Source organism: Burkholderia sp. YIM B11467, from assembly GCF_052952715.1.
The window spans coordinates 881437-902266 of record NZ_JBQVSQ010000002.1 but is presented as its reverse complement, the minus strand read 5'-3'; the positions used below and the strand labels follow the sequence as shown (position 1 = coordinate 902266).

Sequence of the window (20830 nt, the reverse complement as noted above, 5' to 3'; positions counted from 1 at the left end):
CCGCACGAATGCGGTCTCGTGCTCGGCGGCGCGTCTCCGCTGTTCTACTCGCGGGGCGGCGGCCCCGCGTGGGCTACCCATTCGATGCCCGAGATCGAGCCGTTCGCATCGTGCGACGCGACCAGAATGCGCGTCGTGCGCCGTACGCCGCGCCGGCGGGCGCCGGCCAGCGCGGTCGCGGGCACCGAGCGCACCTTCGCGCTGGCCGAGCGTCGCAGCATCTTCGATACGCGCAGCCGGTACGCGAGCGGATGCACGACGCGCCCCGCGATCAGCCACGTGACGATCGTGCCGCCGATGATCGCGATACACGTCGCGTAGAACACCATCTGCTCGATCGGCATCTCCGCCTGGTTGAACGGCAGCAGGTAGCGGTACGTGTAGATGCAGATCGATGCCCACACGGCGCCCACCAGCGCGGGCCGCACGAGGCGGAACCAGACGACGAGCCCGAGCCCGACGATGCGACCGCGCTCGGCGATCATTTCGCGCGGCGCGCGCAGGGAAAGGTCAATAATCGGCGCGTTCTTCATGTTGAATGCCTCGGTCGGGGCTGACCCATACGGCCCGCTTGCCGCGGCCCCGCAGCACGACGGCGGGCAGGGCGACGACGGTGGTGATCATGCTGATCAGCCAGAAGGCGACGGGGTACCAGACGGTGTCCAGGAAATACATCAGGAGTTTTTCGTCGTAACGACGATCGATCATGCTGCCGACGATCAGTTGCAGGATGCAGGTTGCGACCAGCAGCATCCCGTGCCAGTGCGGCACGACCGATACGTGCCAGTTCAGCGGTAGCGGATGGACAACGTCGACGAGCGCGAGCAGCAGGATGAACGACATCGAGTAGGCCCACGCGATGCCGATCAGGTATTCGATGAACAGCGGCCACATCATCATCTGCGTCGGTCGCGCGAGCGTGCCCGCATATTTCATCAGCACCTGGATGCCGCCTTTCGCCCAGCGCAGCCGCTGCCGGTAGAGCCCCTTGAGCGTCTCGGGCATCAGGATCCAGCTCAGCGCATGCGGCTCGTACACGACGCGCCAGTCGCGGCACTGCAGCTTCCAGCTGATGTCGATGTCCTCGGTCAGCATGTCCGAGCTCCAATAGCCGACGTCGGCGAGCGCAGTCTTGCGGAACATCGTGACGACGCCCGACACCGTGAAGATGCGGCCGTACACCTGCTGCGTGCGCTTGATCAGCCCGACGATCGACGAGAATTCGCCGACCTGCATGCGGCCGAGCAGCGACGTGCGCGTGCGGATGCGCGGGTTGCCGGTCACGGCGCCGACGCCCGGGTCGGTCAGGAAGTGTTCGAGCATCCAGCCGATCGCATCGTGCGCGAGCAGCGAATCGCCGTCGATGCACAGCAGGTATTCGGCGTTCGACACGGCCGCCGCGGTCGTGAGCCCGACCGCCTTGCCTTCGTTGTGCGCGTGATGGATCACGAGCAGCCGCGGGATCTCGACCGCCAGTTCGTTGAGGATGTCGCCGGTGCGATCCTTGCTGCCGTCGTTGACCGCGATGATGTCGTAGTTCGGATACTGCATCCCGTTCAGGTGACCGATCACGCTGCGCGCGTTCGCGGCTTCGTTGAAGCAGGGCACGACGATCGAGATCTTCGGAATGCCGCTCGACGCGATCGTCCGCGTCGACAGCACGCGGCCTTCCTCGAGCAGGAAGTAGTGCACGACGCCGCCGATCATCCACAGATACGACATGAAGAACGGGTAGTAGAAGACGAAATCCTGCAGGCGCTGGATGATGCCGTGGGTCGTCATGGCGTTTTCGTCCCCTGCTGATGCTGCGTCTGCATCAGCGCGTTGATCGACGTCGGATCGAGGCGTGACTTCAGCGACATCACGTCGCGCATCGTGTCGAGATCCGGCTGGTTGTTCAGGAAGTTGTCCGGGTAGTAGCCGAAGTTCACCGCGCCCTTGCTGCGCAGCCGCCGCATCTGCGCGAGCAGCGCGCCGCCGCCGATGTCCTTGCGCGCATGCCAGTCGTACGACTGCAGTTCGAACACGGTGCGCGCGAAGCCGCGCTGTTTCGCGCGGACCGCGTCGACGAGCTGGTCCATCCAGCGCACGGGGTCCTGCGCCTGTTCCATGTACGGCATCGCCATCAGCGCGACGAAGTCGTAGGTGGCGAGGAAGTCGTCGTAGTTCTGCGCGTACCACGCTTCGGATTCCGGCTTCAGCACCGGCAGCGCGAAGATGTTGCGCGCGGTCAGCACGTCGCCCGCGTTCTGGTTCGCGAGCACGATCTGCTCGAGCTGGCGCGTCAGGTCGATCAGGTAGCGCGTCTTCTGCCGCGTCCAGCGGCTCATCAGGTCGGGCGTCGCGCGGATCTTGCCGATGTCGGCCGGCAGCCCCCACTGAGAGTAAATGCTCAACGCGTGCCGGCCCGCATCCTCGTAATCGTCTAGCACGGCGTCGTCGCTGAACAGGATGCCGCTGAACGACGCGTACTTGCCGAGATCCTCGTAGATCTGCTCGATGAACAGCCGCGCTTCGGGATCGAACGGGCTCAGGCGGTACATGCGCGAGCCGTTTTCGCGCGCGGGCGCGCCGCCGTAAGCACTGACGGCTTCGAGGCCGCGATGCTTGTCGGCCGGCGGCCGGAACGCCAGCACCGGCATCCACGCATACACCTGCACGTTCGAGCGTGTGTTGAGCTGCCATGCGGCGCGCGAGAACAGGTCGGCGCGCATCGGCAGGTGCCGGTTCGGGAAGTACAGCGATTCCGCGACGCCGGTGCCCTTCGGATCGGCGAACGCCTGCAGGTACACCGATTTCGGCTGCATCCGGTAGATGCGCTCGACGAGCTTGCCGAGATTCGTTTCCTGCCGCGCCGGATCGGGATCGTAGACCTGGTCGAGATCGACCTGCACGACGCGCTCGGGCACGTCGACGTCGCCGCGGTTGGTGGCCGGCTCGCGCATCGACCGCTCGAACCCGCCGATGTCGACGTCGTACATCATCAGGATCCGCCTCAGCCGGTCGAGCGGCACGTCCGGCGTATTCGGGCCGGCGTCGAGGCTGAACTGGATGTCCATGCCGAGCGACGTCGAGATCTTGCGCACCGGCTGGTTTTCCGCGCCGTATGGCCAGACCATCGAGCGTGCGACGATGCCGGTGCGGTCGCGAATCTGCCGCACGCATGTCTGCAGGTCGTCATGCACACGGGCTTCGAACTCCGCATCGGTTTCATAGCGCTTCTCGTTGTCGAAGTACAGGTGCGACGTGGTGGCCGGCAACTCGTTGCCCTGCGGATTCGCGACCGCGCCGTGATGGAGGTTGTGCGTGTGGCACGCGAGCTCGACGAGATTCGACTGGCCGACCTTCTGCACTTCGTCCCACGACATGAAGTAGTCGCGCGGCATCTGGATCTTGTCGCTGATCTTGATCGGCACATCCGGCGGCGCGTCGATCCACGCGGTGACGATGCCCATCACGGCCGGATACTTGAAGCGCTCGAGGAGCGGCAGCACTTTCGTGTAGTGGCTGCGGTAGCCGTCGTCGAACGTGATCAGCACCGCGCGGGGCGGCAGCGGCTTGCCGCCGTGCCGCGATGCCTCGATCTGCTTGACCGTGACCGTGTGGTAGTTGTTGGTCTGCAGCCACGAGAAGATGGCCGTCAGCGTGCCGGTATCCACCGCGTACGGATCGACCATCGTCGACGTGGAGAAGGTCGACAGCAGGTTGTCGCGCACGTCGTGCATGCAGATCACGCGGAACGTCTTGCCGTCGACCGGATCGGACGGCGGCAGCAGGTCGATCATCCGCGCGTTCGCCACGCCCGGAAACAACGAGCAGGCCGTAAACGCGCCGAGGCATCCGCACATGAAGGTCCGTCTGGATTGCATTGTCCGATCTCCTTGCTAGAACGGCAGGTTGACCGACAGGAAGCCGGTTTCGGAGCGTTCGCGCTGGCCGTCGTACGCATGGCTGCTGACTTCGACGCCGTAGCTCAGCGTGATGTCGTGCTTGAACGTCCACACGTGCTGGAGGCGGGCGGTCCATAACGCGCTGGTGCCGAAGCCGCGCTCGTTGTACACGCCGCCGGACGCCGACAGGCGCTGCTGCAACGACATGTCGCCCTTCTTCCACAGCGTCAGCTGGTGCATGACGGTTGCTGCCGCCGCATAGTCGCGGCCCGGGTTGAAGTAGGGCGCGTCCTGCCGCGTGTTGCTGTCGGTGCCGAGATCCAGCGAGACGTTGACGAGCTGGTTCGCGGACGTGTACACGCGCTGCGTGCCCGTCGCGGAGATTTCCTGGTGAAGGTTCGTGTCGCTGTAGCGGCTCACGCCGTAGCTCAGCTTGACTTCGCGGCGGTCGTTCTGGCGATACACGACCTCGACGTTCGCGGAGCGGCCCCAGATGTGCGCGACATAGGCCTTCCACGGCAGCGTGTTGTCGTTGGAGTCGAGCGCGCCGCTGACCGTCCAGTAATCGTTCAGGTTGTACGTGACGGAACCGCGGCCACCCGTTCGCCCATCGGTGCCGAGCGAGCGCGTGACTTCGCCCTGGACCGTGAGCGGCCCGTGCCGGTAGTCGCCGCCGACGCCCGTGCGCGTGCGGCTGATGTTGCCGCTGTCGGTTTGCGCATAACCGAAGAACGTGTGCGAAAACACGCGCCAGTTGTCGCCGAACGGTTGCGAATACACATAGCTGTCCGACGTGAAACTGTTGTCGGCCAGCGCGCTGTTGCCGTGCTCGTAGCTCAGGTCGGTCGTGAACACGGGGCTGCGGTACGCGTTGTAGTCGCGCTTGAATGCGCGCACGGAGCCGCTGTCGGGGAACGTGTTGTCGAAGGTCTGGTCGACGCTCTTCGCGGTCGCGTAGTCGTCGGCCGACAGCGCCGCGCGGCCGAGCCCCGCGAGCATTTCCACGTTGTCCGGGTGGTCGGTCAGCGACGCGTGATACATCGCGATCGCCTGGCGCGGATGCGACTGGCCCGATACGGCATCGGCATGCGCGGAACGGACCTCCGCGTTGAACGGCACTTCCTTCTCGAGCTTTTCCAGCGCGGCGATCCCTTCATCCACGCGGCCCGTGTAGATCAGGTACTGCGCGCGCAGCCGGTAGTAACGCAGGTAGTCGTCGTTTTCCGGCCCCCACACGCGTACCTCCTTGGCGGGCGGCAGCGACTTGCCCATGTCGTCGAGCACCTGGTTCGCATCGGCCGCGCGCCCCCGGTCGACGTACGACCAGAACAGCCCCTCGCGCAATTCGATCGGACGCGTGCGCGCGCCGTACTGGAAGCCGCGCGTCGCGCTGTCCGTCGGCGAGGCGGTCGCCTGCTTCAGCGCGCGCTGGTACACGGCGTTGGCCTTGCCCGGTTCGCTCAGGTACAGGTACGCGTCGCCGACGGCCGCCAGCGCGTCGATCGAGATCTCCGCGTCGGACGGAATCGTCTCGAACGTCGCGACGGCCTTCGTCATGTCGCCGCGCGCCGCGTACGCGATCGTCCGGTCGCCGGCGAGCGCCGTCCTGACCGGCGAATACTCGGGCGTGGGCGGCATCCGCTTGTCGAGGTCGTCGGCGGCGCGCAATGCGGTGTCGAGCCCGTCGAAGCGGTCGGCGCTCGTCATCGAGCGCGACTTGTCGCGCCCGCCGCGCACTTGCTGGCGTATCGACAGTTCCTCGAGCCGCGCGAGATCGACGGCGGAGAACACGTCGGGGCGCGCTTTCGCTTCTTCCAGCGCCTTGATCGCGCCGCCGCTCGACGCGAGGCCGAACACGTCGTTGCGGACGGTGGCCGGGTCGGCGGTACGGAGGTCGGGCGCCTGCGCATTCGGGGTTTCCGCTTCGGGTGTCTGCGCGGCCGGCGGCGGGGCATTCGGCATCGGCGTGTCCGATGTCTGAGGGGGCGGGGTTTGAGCCGCGGGCGCCGCGGTATTCGGCATCTGGGCACCCGAGGCCTGCGCGATCAGTGTCGGCGCATTCGGCGGGGGTGCGTCCGGTGCGAGCGAACCCGGTGTCGGCGCGTCCGGCGGTTTGGGATCCGGCACACCATGGGTGCCGGCGATTTCGCTGACGCCGCCGGATTCCGCATCGCTTTCGGCGGAGAAGCAGGGGCCGGACGCGACGAGCAGCACCATCAGCGGCGCATGCAGGAAGATCCGCCGGTTGGACGGAGCGACGGCAGTGCGGTGTTGTTTGCGATTGTTGGCCACGGTGTGTCCTCGCTTCGAAACGATCACAACGGTTGCACACCCGACGATCCACGCCACCGTTCGTCGCGCGGCCGGGCAGCGGGCCCGGCCATGCGGCGCCGGTTCACAGGCGATTGCGGATCGCCTGCCCAAGCAATGCACGCGATTCGCTGTTCTTCGGGTCGATCGCGAGCGCCCGGCTCGCGTTTTGCTCCACACAGTTCCATTCGTCGATCTGCGCGCACGAGCGCGCCTTGGCCAGCGCACGCGCACCTGCCAGGTCCGCGCGCGTGACGCTTGCCGTCTGCATGCGCGCCGTGTCGGGGGTGTACGACCGTGGCATCGGTGCGAAGTCCATACGCTTTCTCGTGCCCGCCAGCGTCTCGGTTCGCGGCGCGCGATGCGCGTCGCCGAAGCGCGCGTTGAGGTGGCCGTGAGCCCGCGCGGCGTGCGGGTTGGCGGCGAGCGCCATGGGCGGCACATGCACCGGTTGCCGGTGTTTCGCGACGGCGCGGGTCGCTGCCCGCGGCGCGGCTTCCGGTTCGGCCGCGAGCGTGACGGGCGGTGCGGCCGGTGCGATCGCCGGCTCCGGCTCCGGTCCTTGGGCGACCGAGGTTCCGGACCCACCGGTCGAGCGGGAAGTCGCGGCCACGATCGCGTTGCGGTATTTCCCGGCGGCGGTACGGATCACGCCGGAGATGTCGTGCGTCACGCTGGCATGGCCGGTCGCCGTGTCACGCTCGGCATACGCGAAGATGCCGAAGAGCGCGGCGAACGTGACGAAGCTGAGTGCCGCGTTTTTGCCGGGGCCCCAGGAGGGTTTCGGCCGGCTGGCGGGCGGGTTGTCCGGTCGTTCTGCACGAGTCATTCAATGCTCCTCGATTCGATACGCTGCGGTGAGTGACGCGATCGGGGCGGGTCAGCTGGCGCTCACCATCGCAACTGCGTGGTGAGGGTGCCCGTTTCGACGATCGCGAACTGCATGGCCCCCTGATAGGTGCCTTCGACCCGGTAGCTCGCCTCGGGCACGCTGAACAGGCAGCGCGATCCCGATGCGTTGAATTCGACGAGCACGCGGCCATGCCGCCTGAGCCGCACCTGCACGTTGGCGAGCGGTTGCCCGGTCCGGGCCGACTCGAACGACACGCCCAGGTTGTACGGGCGGCCGTCGGGGGGAAGCGGCGCCGTACCGTCGATCCGTGCGTCGCCGCAGATATAGGAAATCACGTAGCGGCCCGTGCCTGGACCGGACGCGGGGGTCTGGGCCATGGCGTTGATGCAGAGCGTGGAGAGGACGACGCTCAGGAGAGGGCGAGCATGCTGTCGAAACGAGGTAGACATTGCAACCTCCCGTCCGGAATCAATGGCAACGCATTTACTCCGAGTCAAATTTCCAGCGTTCTTTTTGCGACACGCTATTGATACACGATGGTTTTTGAACCAACAACCGCGTGTGGCTGGAATGGGACGAGGGTGAATAATCTTATTTAAATAGGATAACGACCAATTTGTCTGACTCGCTTGGTGCTGAAGAAAGTCGATATTGCCGGATATGATCATTGCTGTTCGGTAGCGATGATCGAGCACGCATTGAATCACGTCGGAGGTATCGACATTCGTGCCGAAACATAACGACTGATAAAAGAATTTTTTGCGTCTGTGTTCGATGCGTATTGATGAAGGCCCGGATACAGGTCGCGTGATTTGAAATGAGGGTGCGACGTTTTTGATATTCGGGTTGTTACAGGTAAATCGAAACTTTCTATTTGTTGTGTAACGAGGTATTTCTACCCGGAAAATCAAGCCGAATATTCGGACATTACGATTGATGAGTAAGAAATGCGACTTTCGAAAGCAAACGTTTGCGATTTTTCTGCTGTCGATTGCGAGGTGGGTACGGTGATTTCACAGGCTGCGGCGAGATGATCGATTGCTGCCGGAAGGAAGGTCGCGTTCGATACGAAGCAGTGCGACGCGAATGCATGTCACCGCCGGATTGCCCGATACCGCATCCGCGTTCGCGCCGTGAACAGAGCGGGCGCGAACGCGAAACCGAACGCGAGTATCAGCGGCTGCCGTCCGCGCTTCGCCGCGCGATGCGTATCGCCGGCGCGGCCGTTTGCTCGGCGGCATCGACCACGCCTTCAAGCGCCTTGCGCGGCCGGTTCATGATGTAGGTCCACAACTGCTCGGCCGCGAGCCCGCGCTTGCGTGCCGACCGGTACAGGCGGATTTCGAGTTCGGTGATCCAGTCGCCGGAACCCGCGCACACGAGCGTGCCTTCCGCGAGCTCCTTCGCGACACAGCTTTCCGGCAGCCAGCCGATTCCGTGCCCGGCCACGACCATGCCCTTCAAGGCCTCGGACATGTGCGTTTCGAAGCACCGGTGCAGCACATACGGTTCGGTCGCATTCAGCAGCAGCATCTCGACGATGTTGCCGAGAAACGCGCCCGACGAATACGCGAGCAGCGGCAGCGGCGCGTCGGGCGTGCCCGGCAGCTGGAACACGGGCTTGCCGCGCGCGTCGGGCGTCGACACCGGCAGGATCCGCTCGACGCCGAGGTTCACGAACGGGAAGTGGTTCGGGTCGAGCACGATCGGCAATTGCGGATGGTGATAGCCGAGCAGCAGGTCGCATTCGCCCTCGACGAGTTGCTGCACGCCTTCCGGCACGTTCACCGCGTTCACGCGCGCGGTCACGTGGCCGACCTCGCCGTTGAGCTGCTTGAGCCATTCGGGAAACAGCGTGAAGACGAGCGTATGGGCGACGGCGAACCGCACGACCTGATCGCTGGCCGCGAACTGGTCGTAGCCGTTCACGAGATTGCGCGCCGCATACATGCTGCGCAGGATGTCCGCGGCGAGCCCGCGGAACATTTGTCCGGCCGGCGTCAGCGTGATCGGGTTGATGCTCCGGTCGACCAGCTTCGCGTCCATCCAGGTTTCGAGCGACGCGATTCGTCTGCTGAATGCCGACTGCGTGAGGTGCCGGTTACGCGCGGCCCGGGAAAAGCTCTTGGTATCCGCAAGGCTCAGGAAATCTTCCAGCCACTTTGCTTCCATTTCGATCTTCGCTTTTTATAGTCGGGCGTCAGAAGGCGCGGCGCCGCTTCGCTGCACGAACTTTCTAGCGTACCGCGCCTCGCGTGGGTCGGCCCGATGTTTTTTTTCGATGGGTGTCAGTCGAAATATGCATGGGCATTGTCGGCGGGATTACGGCTGCATAGGTTTGAGGTGCCGGACCCGGCTAACCGGACAGTTCATCGCGTCGAGCTGTCCGCGCTGCCGCAGACGGTACTTCCCCAGGGCCGGCTGCGCTGTATGCGTGCCGGCCCGCCTTTTCGTCCCGATGTTCCGGCGGCCGCCGAGCCGGCGCTCCAGGTGTGCCAGGGCGCCCCAGGCGGGCCATTTTTTGTGCAGTGCAGATTGCACAGTCGTGACACGCGGGGGAACTATGTTCGAAAGACGCGGCGCAGCATCGGCCGTGCGCGCGCGCGACGCACCGTCGCCGAGCGTCGCGCCGGGTGCTGCACCGTTGTGGTGCGGAATGCCGCGCGGGCGTGCCCGGCGCGGCACAAAAAGGGGGGAGGATATCGACGGGATATCGCAAGGCACGTTCCTTGCGAAGCATTCATTACGCCGGTCCGGCATGCGCAATGCCGGGGAAAACGATCGATGGAGAAAAGATCGATGAAGCCATTCGATGAAATGCTGCAATCCGGCGACATGGTAAGGGCGCCTTACGCGCGCCTGAAGCGTTGGCTCGACACGCAGAATCCCGCGAGCCTCGCCCAGAAAGCCCACGACGCGGAAGGTGTGTTCCGCAAGACGGGCATCACGTTTGCCGTTTACGGCGACGCGGAGGCCGCCGAGCGGCTGATCCCGTTCGATATCGTCCCGCGCATCATCTCGGGCGCGGAATGGAGCCGGCTGTCGCTCGGCATCGAGCAGCGCGTGATGGCGCTCAACGCGTTCCTCGACGACATCTATCACCGGCAGGAGATCGTGCGCGCGGGCATCGTGCCGAAGCACCTGATCGCGCACAACGAGGCATTCGTGCCGGAGATGATCGATTTCCGACCGCCGGGGAACGTTTACACGCACATCATCGGCGTCGACATCGTGCGCACCGGCGAGAACGAGTTCTACGTGCTCGAGGACAACGCGCGCACGCCGTCCGGCGTGTCGTACATGCTGGAAAACCGCGAGACGATGATGCAGCTCTTCCCCGAGCTGTTCCAGCAGGTGAAGGTGCGCCCGGTCGAGACCTACCCGCAGATGCTGCGCCAGTCGCTCGCGGCCGTGTGCCCGCCGGGCGGCAACGCCGACAACCCGACCATCGCCGTGCTGACGCCCGGCATCCACAATTCCGCGTACTACGAGCATTCGTTCCTCGCCGACCAGATGGGCGTGCACCTCGTCGAGGGCAGCGACCTGCAGGTGATCGACGGCCGCGTCGCGATGCGCACGACCGAGGGTTTCCGCCCGATCGACGTGCTGTACCGGCGCGTCGACGACGCGTTCCTCGACCCGCTCACGTTCCGCCCCGATTCGGTGCTCGGCGTCGCCGGCATCATGGACGTCTACCGCGCGGGCAACATCACGATCACGAACGCGCCCGGCACGGGCATCGCCGACGACAAGGCGATCTATTCGTACATGCCGGAGATCGTCGAGTTCTACACGGGCCGCAAGGCGCTGCTGGAGAACGTGCCGACCTGGCGCTGCGGCGAGGCCGACAGCCTGAAGTACGTGCTTGAGCATCTCGACGAACTGGTCGTGAAGGAAGTGCACGGCTCGGGTGGCTACGGGATGCTGGTCGGGCCGTGTGCGTCGAAGGCCGAGCTCGAGGCGTTCTCCGCGAAGCTGCGTGCGCGGCCGGCGAACTACATCGCGCAACCGACGCTGGCGCTGTCCACGACGCCGATCCTGACCGAGGCCGGCCTCGCGCCGCGCCACGTCGACCTGCGGCCGTTCGTGCTGGTGTCGGACCGGATCCGCATCACGCCGGGCGGGCTCACCCGCGTCGCGCTGAAGGAGGGATCGCTCGTCGTCAACTCGAGCCAGGGCGGCGGCACCAAGGACACCTGGGTGCTGGCCGACTGAGCCGGACACGACCGCGCGCGCCGGAGCCGGCGCGCGAACCGAACGAAGACGGAGTGGACACGAGATGCTTCTGGGACGTACTGCAAGCGGTCTCTACTGGATGTACCGCTATATCGAGCGCGCGGAGAACATCGCGCGCATCGTCGATGCCGGGCTGCGGATGGCGCTCACGCGCACGTCCGACGCGCCGGCCGAATGGTCGTCGGTGCTTGTCAGCTCGGGCACCGACGACGGCTACCGGCAGAAATACGACGCGTATGCGGCCGATACCGTGACCGACTACCTGCTGCGCGACCGCGACAACCCGTCGAGCGTGCTGGCGTGCATCGAGGCCGCGCGCTCGAACGCGCGGATGGTGCGCACGGCGCTGACGCGCGAAGCGTGGGAGAGCGTGAACGGCGCATGGCTCGCGTTGCGCCGCGCGCTTGCGGAGCCGGTGCCGGAGAGCGGGCTGCCGGCCGTGCTCGATGAGGTGAAGCGCGAAACCGCGCTGATCCTCGGCAGCTTCTACAGCACGATGCTGCGCAACGAGATCTTCGATTTCGCGCAGATCGGCGCGTATATCGAGCGCGCGGACAACACCGCACGGATCATCGACGTCAAATACCACCTGCTGCTGCCGTCGGTGTCGCACGTCGGCACGATCCTCGACAACTACCAGTGGGAGACGATCCTGCGCTGCGTGGCCGCGCACCGTTCGTACCGCTGGGTGTACGACGTGCAGTACAAGCCGCTGAACATTGCCGACTACCTGATCCTGAACGGCCGCATGCCGCGTTCGCTGCGTTATTGCTACGGGCGCGTCGTGTCGAGCCTGAACCTGCTCGCGAAGGATTACGGCGTGACACATCCGTGTCACGACACGGCCACGAAGATCCTGCAAATGCTGTCCGATACCTCGGTCGAGCGGATCTTCAAGAGCGGCCTGCACGAATTCCTGACCGACTTCATCGGCCGCAACAACAGCCTCGGGCTCGAAATCGCCCAGGCCTACAACTTCGACTGAGACTTGCCATGCGACTCGCCATTCGACACATTTCGCGTTATCAGTTCGACGATCAAGCCACCCATGCGCTGCAACGGCTGCGGCTGCGCCCGCAGTCGGGCCCCGGGCAGACGGTGCGCGCGTGGCAGGTCACGATCGACGGCGTCGAGCCGACGCTGTCGTACGCCGACGGGCTCGGCAACCGGATCGACCTCGTGCGGCACGACCGCGGCGCGAAGGCCGAGATCGTCGTCATCGCGGCCGGCGTCGTCGAGACGCAGGACCGTGCGGGCATTCTCGGCAATCCGGAAGGTTATGCGCCGCCGTGGATCTTCGAGCGCGAGACCGCGCTGACGAAGGCCGGCGACACCGTGCGTGCGCTCGCGGAGGCGCTGCCGATCGAGCCGCACGGCCTCGACGCATTGCACTGGCTGATGACGGAAGTGCACGGCCGCATCGCATACGCGCCGAACCTGGCCGCCGACGCGCCCGTCGATGCGGAAACCGCGCTGCAAAGCGGCGAGGGCACGAGCCGCGACCATGCGCATGCGTTCATCGCGGCCGCGCGCGTGCTGAAGATTCCCGCGCGCTATATCTCGGGTTACGTGCTCGCCGACAGCGCGATGCAGCGCATCGCCGACGCGAAGCAGAACGTGGGCGACGACGAGGAGGAAGCGCTCGCGCTGCAGAGCGGCGAGGGCATGCAGCAGGTGCTCGGCGCGTCGCATGCGGGGCAATCGCAATCCCAATCGCAGTCGCAAGGGTTGCCGCAGCAGGCGCTCGGCGCGCAGCCGCAAGCCGCCGCGCTGGCGCAGCAGCCGGCCGGCCATGCGTGGGCCGAGGCCTATGTCGAAGGGCTCGGCTGGGTCGGGTTCGATCCGTTCATGAACCGCTGCCCGGACGAGCGCTACGTGCGTATCGCGGTCGGCCTCGACTATCGCGACGCGCAGCCGGTGACGGGCCTCGGCGCGACGGCCGTCGGCGTCGAGATCAGCGTCGTGCAGTCGCCGGAATTCGTCTGACCTGACGCGCGCTTTAGCCGAATCCGCCATGCCGGGCCGCCGCGTCGAGGGCGACGCGGCGTGTGCGGCCGGCCCAACCCGAACCGAGCTCCCATGTCCATCCACGTCGCGCTGCATCACACCACCCGCTACCGTTACGACCGGCTCGTCAATCTCGGCCCGCAGGTCGTGCGGCTGCGGCCCGCGCCGCACTGCCGGACGCCGATCGTCGCGTACTCGATGACGGTCGAGCCCGCGGAGCACTTCATCAACTGGCAGCAGGACCCGTTCTCGAACTATCTCGCGCGGCTCGTGTTTCCGGAGCGCACGGAGTCCTTCGAGATCACGATCGATCTCGTCGCCGAAATGTCGGTGTACAACCCGTTCGACTTCTTCCTGGAAGCCAGCGCGGAGCAATACCCGTTCAGCTATGACGATGCGCTGAAGACCGAGCTCGCGCCGTATCTCGCCTGCGATCCGAAGACGAACGCGTCGCCGCTGTTCCGCGCGTATCTCGACGGCGTCGACCTCACGCCGGCCGGCACCGTGAACTTCATCGTCGCGCTGAACCAGCAGTTGCAGCGCGACATCGGCTATCTCGTGCGGCTGGAGCCCGGCGTGCAGACGCCCGAACAGACGCTCGAACTCGCGTCCGGCTCGTGCCGCGACAGCGCGTGGCTGCTCGTGCAGCTGTGCCGGCATCTCGGCATCGCCGCGCGTTTCGTGTCGGGTTACCTGATCCAGCTCACGCCCGACGTGAAGTCGCTCGACGGCCCGAGCGGCACGTCGGTCGACTTCACCGACCTGCATGCGTGGTGCGAGGTCTATCTGCCGGGCGCCGGATGGATCGGCTTCGATCCGACCTCGGGCCTGCTCGCCGGCGAAGGGCATATCCCGCTCGCGTGCACGCCGCAGCCGACCAGCGCCGCGCCGGTCGAAGGGCTGATCGACGAATGCGAGGTGTCGTTCGAGCACGAGATGGCGGTGACGCGCGTGTACGAATCGCCGCGCGTGACGAAGCCGTATACGGAGTCGCAATGGGACGCGGTGCGCACGCTCGGCACGCAGGTCGACGGCGCGCTGGCGGCCGGCGACGTGCGGCTCACGCAGGGCGGCGAGCCGACCTTCGTGTCGATCGACGATCGCGACGGCGCCGAGTGGAACACCGATGCGCTCGGGCCGACCAAGCGCGGCTACGCGACCGAACTCGTGCAGCGGCTGCGCGCCGAATACGGCGACGGCGGCTTCCTGCATTTCGGGCAGGGCAAGTGGTATCCGGGCGAGCAGTTGCCGCGCTGGGCGCTGTCGATCTTCTGGCGCGCGGACGGCCAGCCCGTGTGGCACGATCCGTCGCTGTTCGCCGACGAGCGCGAGCCGTCCGCCTGTACGACCGATGACGCGAAGCGCTTTATCAACGCGCTGGCCGCGCGGCTGAACCTGACCGGCGACTTCATCCTGCCGGGCTACGAGGACGTCTGGTACTACCTGTGGCGCGAACGCCGGCTGCCGGTCAACGTCGACCCGTTCGACTCGCGCCTCGACGACGAGCTCGAACGCGCGCGGCTGCGCAAGGTGTTCGAGCAGCAGCTCGACAGTGTGGTCGGCTACGTGCTGCCGGTCCAGCGCACGGAAGATGGGCCGGGCCTCGACGGGCCGCGTTGGCAGACCGGCCCGTGGTTCTTCCGCGACGAGCGGATGTACCTCGTGCCCGGCGATTCGCCAATGGGCTATCGGCTGCCGCTCGATTCGCTGCCATGGGCCGCGCGTGCCGACCATCCGCACCTGGTCGAGCGCGATCCGTTCGCGCCGCGCACCGCGCTGCCGGAAGCTGCCGCCATCCGCGCGCGTTATGCGGGGCCGGCCGACGCGCCGCGCTACCTGTCCGGCGTGCATCGCGAAGCGTCCGCGCAGACCGTGATGCAGTGGCGCAACGGTGGCACGGCCGGAGACGGGCGGCCCGCCGCGCACGATCCGCAGCGTCGGCCCGAGCGCTTCGAATCGGCCGCGTGGATCACGCGCACCGCGCTGTGCGTCGAAGTGCGCAACGGCATCCTGTACCTGTTCATGCCGCCGCTCGCCGCGCTCGAGGATTATCTCGAACTGCTCGGCGCGATCGAGCTGACCGCGCACGCGCTCGGCGTGAAGCTCGTGCTCGAAGGCTACCCGCCGCCGCGCGATGCGCGGCTGAAGATGCTGCAGGTGACGCCCGATCCCGGTGTGATCGAAGTGAACATCCATCCGGCCGCGAGCTTCGACGAGCTCGTCGACCACACCGAATTCCTGTACGACGCTGCATGGCAGTCGCGGATGTGCAGCGAGAAGTTCATGGTCGACGGCCGCCACGTCGGCACGGGCGGCGGCAACCACTTCGTGCTCGGCGGCGCGACGCCGGCCGACAGCCCGTTCCTGCGCCGCCCGGACCTGCTCGCGAGCCTGGTCGCGTACTGGCACAACCATCCGTCGCTGTCGTACCTGTTCTCCGGGCTCTTCATCGGGCCGACGAGCCAGGCGCCGCGCGTCGACGAGGCGCGCAACGACCAGCTCTACGAACTCGACATCGCGTTCGCGGAGATCCAGCGCAACAAGCTGCTGTACGGGCAGAACATGCCGCCGTGGCTCGTCGACCGCGTGCTGCGCAACCTGCTGATCGACGTGACGGGCAACACGCATCGCAGCGAATTCTGCATCGACAAGCTGTATTCGCCCGATTCGTCGACCGGCCGGCTCGGCCTGCTCGAACTGCGCGCGTTCGAGATGCCGCCGCATGCGCGGATGAGCGTCGTGCAGCAACTGTTGCTGCGCGCGCTGGTCGCGCGTTTCTGGGCAGCGCCGTACACGACGCCGCTGACGCGCTGGGGTACCGCGCTGCACGACCGCTTCATGCTGCCGGCGTTTCTTCAGATGGATTTCGACGACGTGCTGGCCGAACTGCGCGACGCGGGTTTCGCGTTCGATCCGGCCTGGTTCGCGCCGCATTTCGAATTCCGCTTCCCGCTGTTCGGCGAGATCGCGGTGAACGGGATGCAGCTGTCGCTGCGCGGCGCGCTGGAGCCGTGGCACGTGATGGGCGAGGAGGGTGCGCCCGGCGGCACGGTGCGCTACGTCGATTCGTCGGTCGAAAGGCTCGAAGTGCGCGTGACGGGGCTGAACGACAACCGGCACGTCGTGACGGTCAACGGCCGCGCGCTGCCGCTGCAGCCGACCGGCACCGTCGGCGAATACGTCGCGGGCGTGCGCTACAAGGCGTGGGCGCCGCCGTCCGCGCTGCATCCGACCATCGGCGTGCACGCGCCGCTCACGTTCGACATCGTCGATACGTGGCTGCAGCGCTCGCTCGGCGGCTGCCGTTATCACGTCGCGCATCCGGGAGGGCGTAACTACGCGACGTTCCCCGTCAATGCGTACGAGGCCGAGAGCCGCCGGCTCGCGCGCTTCGTCGAGATGGGGCACACGCCGGGGCGGATGGACGTGTCGGCAGCCGCGCCGAGCCGCGAATTCCCGTTCACGCTCGACTTGCGGCGGCCCTGACCGGCCGATGACAGGGCTCACGACGATGTGCGGCTCGCGTTCTCCCGGCGCACCGGTCGATGGCGGCCCCGCCGGAATGCTAGGATGCGGGCAGATTGCGGCCGCGCGCAGCGGCCCGCCGCCTGTGCGGCGGCGCGCGTGCGCGGCCGCACCCTGAAGACGAAACGATACTGTGTCGCCCATTCAAACCGATCATCTCGCCGCCCTCGACGCGATGCCCACGCTTTTCGATACCGGCGCGCAGCCGGACGCCGCGGAACTGGCCGCCGCGCTCGCGGCGCCGGCCGCCGCCGGCCGTTACGACGAACTGCGCGGCAGCGCGGCCGGCCTGAACGCGCCTGCGCTCGCGCCCGCATGGCGCAGCTTTTTCACGTCGATCGGCAGCGACGGCGTGGCCGACCTCGATCGCCGCGCCGACGCGCTGCAGCGGCGCATGCGCGAGAACGGCCTGTTCTATCAGTTGCACGAGCAACGCGCCGGCGCCGGCGCGGTCGGCCCGTGGTCGCTCGACCTGCTGCCGCTGATCGTCACGCCCGAGGATTGGGTCGCGATCGAGCGCGGCGTGCTGCAGCGCGTGCGGCTGCTCAACGCGACGATGGCCGACCTGTACGGGCCGCAGACGATCCTGCAGCGCGGGCTGCTGCCGCCTGCGCTCGTCACCGGGCATCCCGGCTACCTGCGCGCGATGCGCGGCGCGCGCGTGCCGGGCGACACGTGGCTGCACGTCGTCGCGTTCGATCTCGCGCGTGGCCCGGACGGGCAATGGCGGATCGTCGCGCAGCACACGCAGGGCGCGGCCGGGCTCGGTTATCTGCTCGAAAACCGGCTGATCGTGTCGCGGCTGTTTCCGCGCGGGTTTCGCGGGCTGCGCGTGCAGCGGCTCGCGTCCGCGTACCGCGCGCTGCTGCAGAGCATGCAGGCACTCAGCCCGACCGCGAAGAATTCGCGGATCGTGCTGCTCACGCCCGGGCCGCACAGCGCGACCTATTTCGAGCATGCGTATCTCGCGCGTTACCTCGGCCTGACGCTCGTCGAGGGCGGCGACCTGACCGCGCGCGACAACCGCGTCTTCCTTAAAACGCTGCGCGGGCTCGAACCCGTGCACGGCATCCTGCGGCGCGTCGACGACGCGTGGCTCGATCCGCTCGAACTGCGGCCCGATTCGATGCTCGGCGTGCCGGGGCTGCTGCAGGCCGTGCGCGCGGGCAACGTGCTGCTCGCGAACGCGCCGGGTTCGGGCTTTCTCGAATCGCCGGCCATGCTCGGTTTCATGCCGCGTCTCGCGGAGGGGCTGCTGGGTGAAACGCTGACGCTGCCGGCCGTGCATTCATGGTGGTGCGGCGAGGCGGCCGCCTGTGACGATGCGTTGCCGCAGCTCGCGCGCGGCATCGTGAAGGCGTCGTATCCGCCCGACGTGCAGGCCGGCGGCCCGTTCGACCCGGTGATCGGCGCGCGGCTCACGCAGGCGCAGCTCGCCGACTGGCGCGCGCGGATCCTGGCACAGCCCGAACACTACACGGTGCAGGCCGACCTGCCGCTGTCGCAGGCGCCGACGTGGCCGCGTCACGACGCGCCCGACGGCAACGACAGCGCGCGCATCGTGCCGAAGCCGGTGCTGCTGCGCGTCTTCGCGCTCGCCGACGGCGCGCAGCGCTGGCGGCTCCTGCCGGGCGGGCTGTCGCGGGTTGGTACGCGCGACACGCTGTTCAACGCGCCGATGCCGCGCGGCGGCAGCACCGTCGATACGTGGGTGATGACCGAAGGCATCGTCGATTCGACGACGCTGCTTCAAACGCACCTCGGCCCCGACGATCTCGTCGAGCGGCCGCGCGCGATCGCGAGCCGCGCGGCCGAGAACCTGTTCTGGCTCGGCCGCTACACCGAGCGCGCGACCAACCTGATGCGCCTCGCACGTGCTGCGCTCGAGCGGCTGCGCGGCGAGGACGACGTCGACAGTCCCGCGCATCTGGAGCTGATCGACACGCTGTGTCGCGACACCGGCCTGATCGCGGCCGATGCGCCGAACGCCGTCGACGCGCCGCGTGCGTTCCAGCACACGCTCGCGACGTCGCTGACGCGCGGCGCCGATCGCACGTCGGGAATCGCGTCGTGCCTGTTCGGGATGCGCGGCGCCGCCGCCGCGATCCGCGAACGGCTGTCGAGCGATCAATGGCGGCTGATCGACGACGCGACGCAATTGTTCGCGGACAGCGCCGGCCTGCCGGAAGCCGAGGAGCAGATCGGCAACGACGCGCTGCAGTTGCTGGAGCGTCTTGGCCTGCTGCTCGGCGCGATCACGGGCGCGCAGACCGACAACATGACGCGCGACGACGGCTGGCGATTGCTGTCGATCGGCCGCCAGATCGAACGGCTGGACTTCCTGTGCGCCGTGTTGAAATTCGCGTTCGACGAGGGCGCCGTGCACCGGCAGGACGGCTTCGAGCTCGTGCTGGAACTGTTCGACAGCACGATCACGTTCCGCTCGCGTTTCCAGCGCGGCTTCGATGTCGCGCCGCTGCTGTCGCTCGTCGTGCTCGATACCGACAATCCGCGCTCGCTCGGCTGGGTCGTGCAGGCGCTGCGCGGCCGCTTGACGAAGGTCGAGCGCAGCGAAGGTTATGCGTTGTCGGAGCTGGCCGAGACGATTCCGGACGTGCCCGCGTGGTCGCTGCACGAACTTTGCGAAACCGCCGACGGCGGCCGGCACGACAAGCTGCTCGATGCGCTCGACGCGACGGTGAGGGCGGTCTGGGAGCTGTCGAACCGGATCGGCGAACGCTATTTCAGCCACGTGCGCGAGGCGGGCAGGACGCTATGGTGACGACGAAAGGCGCGGCGAAAACGCCGGCCGGTTCCGGCCATGCACGGCAGGCCGCGGCACCGGTTATACCACCCGCATCGGCCGCGCCGGCCGCCGTTGCGCCCGGCAGATTGCTGCGCGTCACGCACGATACCGAATACCGTTACGCGGCACGCGTCGAATCGGCCCAGCACCAGGCCCGCCTGCAACCGCTCGCGACGCCGCGGCAGCAGGTGCTGTCGTTCGCGCTCGACATCGAGCCCGCGCCGGAATCGGTCTGCACGGAGATCGACGCATTCGGCAACGCACGCGCGTCGTTTGCGCTGAACCAGCCGCACGACACGCTGCTCGTGCGCAGCCGCAGCACGGTGCGCGTGACGCCGCCCGTGTGGTCGCTCGGTGCGCGCGGCGCGCCGCCGCCCGCGATCGCGCGTCCCGATGCAAAGCAGGCGACCGAATGGGAAGCCGTGCGCGACCGCTTGCGGTTTCGCGCGGGGCAGCCTTACGACGCGGCGAGCGAATTCGTGTTCGCGTCGCCGCATGTCGCGTGCGATCCCGAACTCGCCGCGTACGCGGCCGCGAGCTTCACGCCGCACCGGGCGCTCGTGCAGGCCGCCTGGGATCTGATGCGGCGCGTGCACGCCGACTTTGCGTATACGCCGAACAGTACCGACATCACGACGTCGGCACTCGACGCGCTGCGGCTGCGCAAGGGTGTCTGCCAGGATTTCGCGCACGTGATGATCGGCGCATTGCGCTCGCTCGGGCTGGCTGCGCGTTACGTGAGCGGCTATCTGCTCACGCAGCCGCCGCCCGGGCAGCCGCGGCTGATCGGCGCCGACGCGTCGCATGCGTGGGTCGAGGTGTACGACCCGGCGTGGCCCGAAGACGGCGGCTGGCTGCAGCTCGATCCGACCAACGACCGCGCGCCGGGCGACGACTACGTGATGCTGTCGATCGGCCGCGATTACGCGGACGTGACGCCGCTGCGCGGCGTGATCCGCGGCGGCGGCGCGGATCAGGAGCTGAAGGTCGGTGTGACGGTCGAGCCGCTGGAGGCGCCGTAACGTCGTGCGATGCCGCCCGCGCGGGCGCTTCGCCCCTTTAAGTCTTCGTTAATACTGCACGCCTAGCATGGTGATGCCGGCGCGCGGATCGGACCCCGGTCCGGCGCCGGCAGCACGCGCGGGTGCGTCGACGTCACGGCGCCGCGCCGTCGCGCGTCGACATTCCCTTGCAACGACGGCA

The 20830-nt window shown here is 67.3% G+C and carries 13 protein-coding genes; 6 read left to right on the top strand and 7 right to left on the bottom strand.

The window, feature by feature from the left end:
- Window positions 1–44: 44 nt before the first annotated feature.
- The 7 genes from ACTRWB_RS11160 to ACTRWB_RS11130 all read right to left on the bottom strand — a co-directional run bounded on the left by ACTRWB_RS11160 (window position 45) and on the right by ACTRWB_RS11130 (window position 9225).
- The gene (locus ACTRWB_RS11160; RefSeq protein ID WP_129517116.1) at window positions 45–533 is read right to left on the bottom strand and encodes a Biofilm PGA synthesis auxiliary protein PgaD; all 489 of its coding nucleotides are present in this window, start codon (window positions 531–533) and stop codon (window positions 45–47) included.
- Window positions 511–1782 (bottom strand): poly-beta-1,6-N-acetyl-D-glucosamine synthase, encoded by a 1272-nt coding sequence (pgaC, locus tag ACTRWB_RS11155; protein ID WP_048251336.1) that lies wholly within the window; start codon window positions 1780–1782, stop codon window positions 511–513. The genes ACTRWB_RS11160 and pgaC overlap by 23 nt, the downstream gene beginning before the upstream one ends.
- Window positions 1779–3869 (bottom strand): poly-beta-1,6-N-acetyl-D-glucosamine N-deacetylase PgaB, encoded by a 2091-nt coding sequence (gene pgaB / locus ACTRWB_RS11150; RefSeq protein WP_446901917.1) that lies wholly within the window; start codon window positions 3867–3869, stop codon window positions 1779–1781. Before pgaB ends, pgaC begins: the two co-directional genes overlap by 4 nt.
- Before the next feature lie 15 nt (window positions 3870–3884).
- Window positions 3885–6182 (bottom strand): poly-beta-1,6 N-acetyl-D-glucosamine export porin PgaA, encoded by a 2298-nt coding sequence (gene pgaA, locus ACTRWB_RS11145; protein ID WP_446901916.1) that lies wholly within the window; start codon window positions 6180–6182, stop codon window positions 3885–3887.
- Window positions 6183–6285: 103 nt separating this feature from the next.
- Window positions 6286–7029 (bottom strand): hypothetical protein, encoded by a 744-nt coding sequence (locus ACTRWB_RS11140; protein ID WP_446901915.1) that lies wholly within the window; start codon window positions 7027–7029, stop codon window positions 6286–6288.
- Between the two features lie 62 nt (window positions 7030–7091).
- The gene (locus ACTRWB_RS11135) at window positions 7092–7502 is read right to left on the bottom strand and encodes a hypothetical protein (RefSeq protein WP_412024782.1); all 411 of its coding nucleotides are present in this window, start codon (window positions 7500–7502) and stop codon (window positions 7092–7094) included.
- 724 nt (window positions 7503–8226) lie between these two features.
- Window positions 8227–9225 (bottom strand): LysR substrate-binding domain-containing protein, encoded by a 999-nt coding sequence (locus ACTRWB_RS11130; protein WP_129517120.1) that lies wholly within the window; start codon window positions 9223–9225, stop codon window positions 8227–8229.
- Between the two features lie 627 nt (window positions 9226–9852).
- Here ACTRWB_RS11130 and ACTRWB_RS11125 point away from each other — a divergent pair.
- From ACTRWB_RS11125 to ACTRWB_RS11100, 6 genes are all read left to right on the top strand, one after another.
- The gene (locus ACTRWB_RS11125; RefSeq protein ID WP_164992104.1) at window positions 9853–11268 is read left to right on the top strand and encodes a circularly permuted type 2 ATP-grasp protein; all 1416 of its coding nucleotides are present in this window, start codon (window positions 9853–9855) and stop codon (window positions 11266–11268) included.
- A 64-nt stretch (window positions 11269–11332) separates the two neighbouring features.
- On the top strand, window positions 11333–12274 hold the full coding sequence (locus ACTRWB_RS11120; protein ID WP_129517122.1) for an alpha-E domain-containing protein: 942 nt from the start codon (window positions 11333–11335) through the stop codon (window positions 12272–12274).
- A gap of 8 nt (window positions 12275–12282) precedes the next feature.
- Complete coding sequence (locus ACTRWB_RS11115) at window positions 12283–13275, top strand: transglutaminase family protein (protein WP_446901914.1); 993 nt, start codon at window positions 12283–12285, stop codon at window positions 13273–13275.
- A gap of 93 nt (window positions 13276–13368) precedes the next feature.
- The gene (locus ACTRWB_RS11110; RefSeq protein WP_446901913.1) at window positions 13369–16782 is read left to right on the top strand and encodes a transglutaminase family protein; all 3414 of its coding nucleotides are present in this window, start codon (window positions 13369–13371) and stop codon (window positions 16780–16782) included.
- Between the two features lie 214 nt (window positions 16783–16996).
- Window positions 16997–19603: a circularly permuted type 2 ATP-grasp protein gene (locus tag ACTRWB_RS11105; protein ID WP_193102151.1), complete on the top strand. Its 2607-nt coding sequence runs from the start codon at window positions 16997–16999 to the stop codon at window positions 19601–19603.
- Complete coding sequence (locus ACTRWB_RS11100) at window positions 19597–20649, top strand: transglutaminase family protein (protein ID WP_446901912.1); 1053 nt, start codon at window positions 19597–19599, stop codon at window positions 20647–20649. Before ACTRWB_RS11105 ends, ACTRWB_RS11100 begins: the two co-directional genes overlap by 7 nt.
- The last annotated feature ends 181 nt before the right edge of the window (window positions 20650–20830 follow it).

What these genes read in the sequence shown, in the direction of transcription:
- ACTRWB_RS11160 (WP_129517116.1), bottom strand. Translation starts at nt 533, where the DNA reads ATGAAGAACGCGCCGATTATTGACCTTTCCCTGCGCGCGCCGCGCGAA.
- ACTRWB_RS11105 (WP_193102151.1), top strand. Translation starts at nt 16,997, where the DNA reads ATGCCCACGCTTTTCGATACCGGCGCGCAGCCGGACGCCGCGGAACTG.
- ACTRWB_RS11120 (WP_129517122.1), top strand. Translation starts at nt 11,333, where the DNA reads ATGCTTCTGGGACGTACTGCAAGCGGTCTCTACTGGATGTACCGCTAT.
- ACTRWB_RS11110 (WP_446901913.1), top strand. Translation starts at nt 13,369, where the DNA reads ATGTCCATCCACGTCGCGCTGCATCACACCACCCGCTACCGTTACGAC.
- pgaC (WP_048251336.1), bottom strand. Translation starts at nt 1,782, where the DNA reads ATGACGACCCACGGCATCATCCAGCGCCTGCAGGATTTCGTCTTCTAC.
- ACTRWB_RS11115 (WP_446901914.1), top strand. Translation starts at nt 12,283, where the DNA reads ATGCGACTCGCCATTCGACACATTTCGCGTTATCAGTTCGACGATCAA.
- ACTRWB_RS11135 (WP_412024782.1), bottom strand. Translation starts at nt 7,502, where the DNA reads ATGTCTACCTCGTTTCGACAGCATGCTCGCCCTCTCCTGAGCGTCGTC.
- ACTRWB_RS11100 (WP_446901912.1), top strand. Translation starts at nt 19,597, where the DNA reads ATGGTGACGACGAAAGGCGCGGCGAAAACGCCGGCCGGTTCCGGCCAT.
- ACTRWB_RS11125 (WP_164992104.1), top strand. Translation starts at nt 9,853, where the DNA reads ATGAAGCCATTCGATGAAATGCTGCAATCCGGCGACATGGTAAGGGCG.
- ACTRWB_RS11130 (WP_129517120.1), bottom strand. Translation starts at nt 9,225, where the DNA reads ATGGAAGCAAAGTGGCTGGAAGATTTCCTGAGCCTTGCGGATACCAAG.
- ACTRWB_RS11140 (WP_446901915.1), bottom strand. Translation starts at nt 7,029, where the DNA reads ATGACTCGTGCAGAACGACCGGACAACCCGCCCGCCAGCCGGCCGAAA.
- pgaB (WP_446901917.1), bottom strand. Translation starts at nt 3,869, where the DNA reads ATGCAATCCAGACGGACCTTCATGTGCGGATGCCTCGGCGCGTTTACG.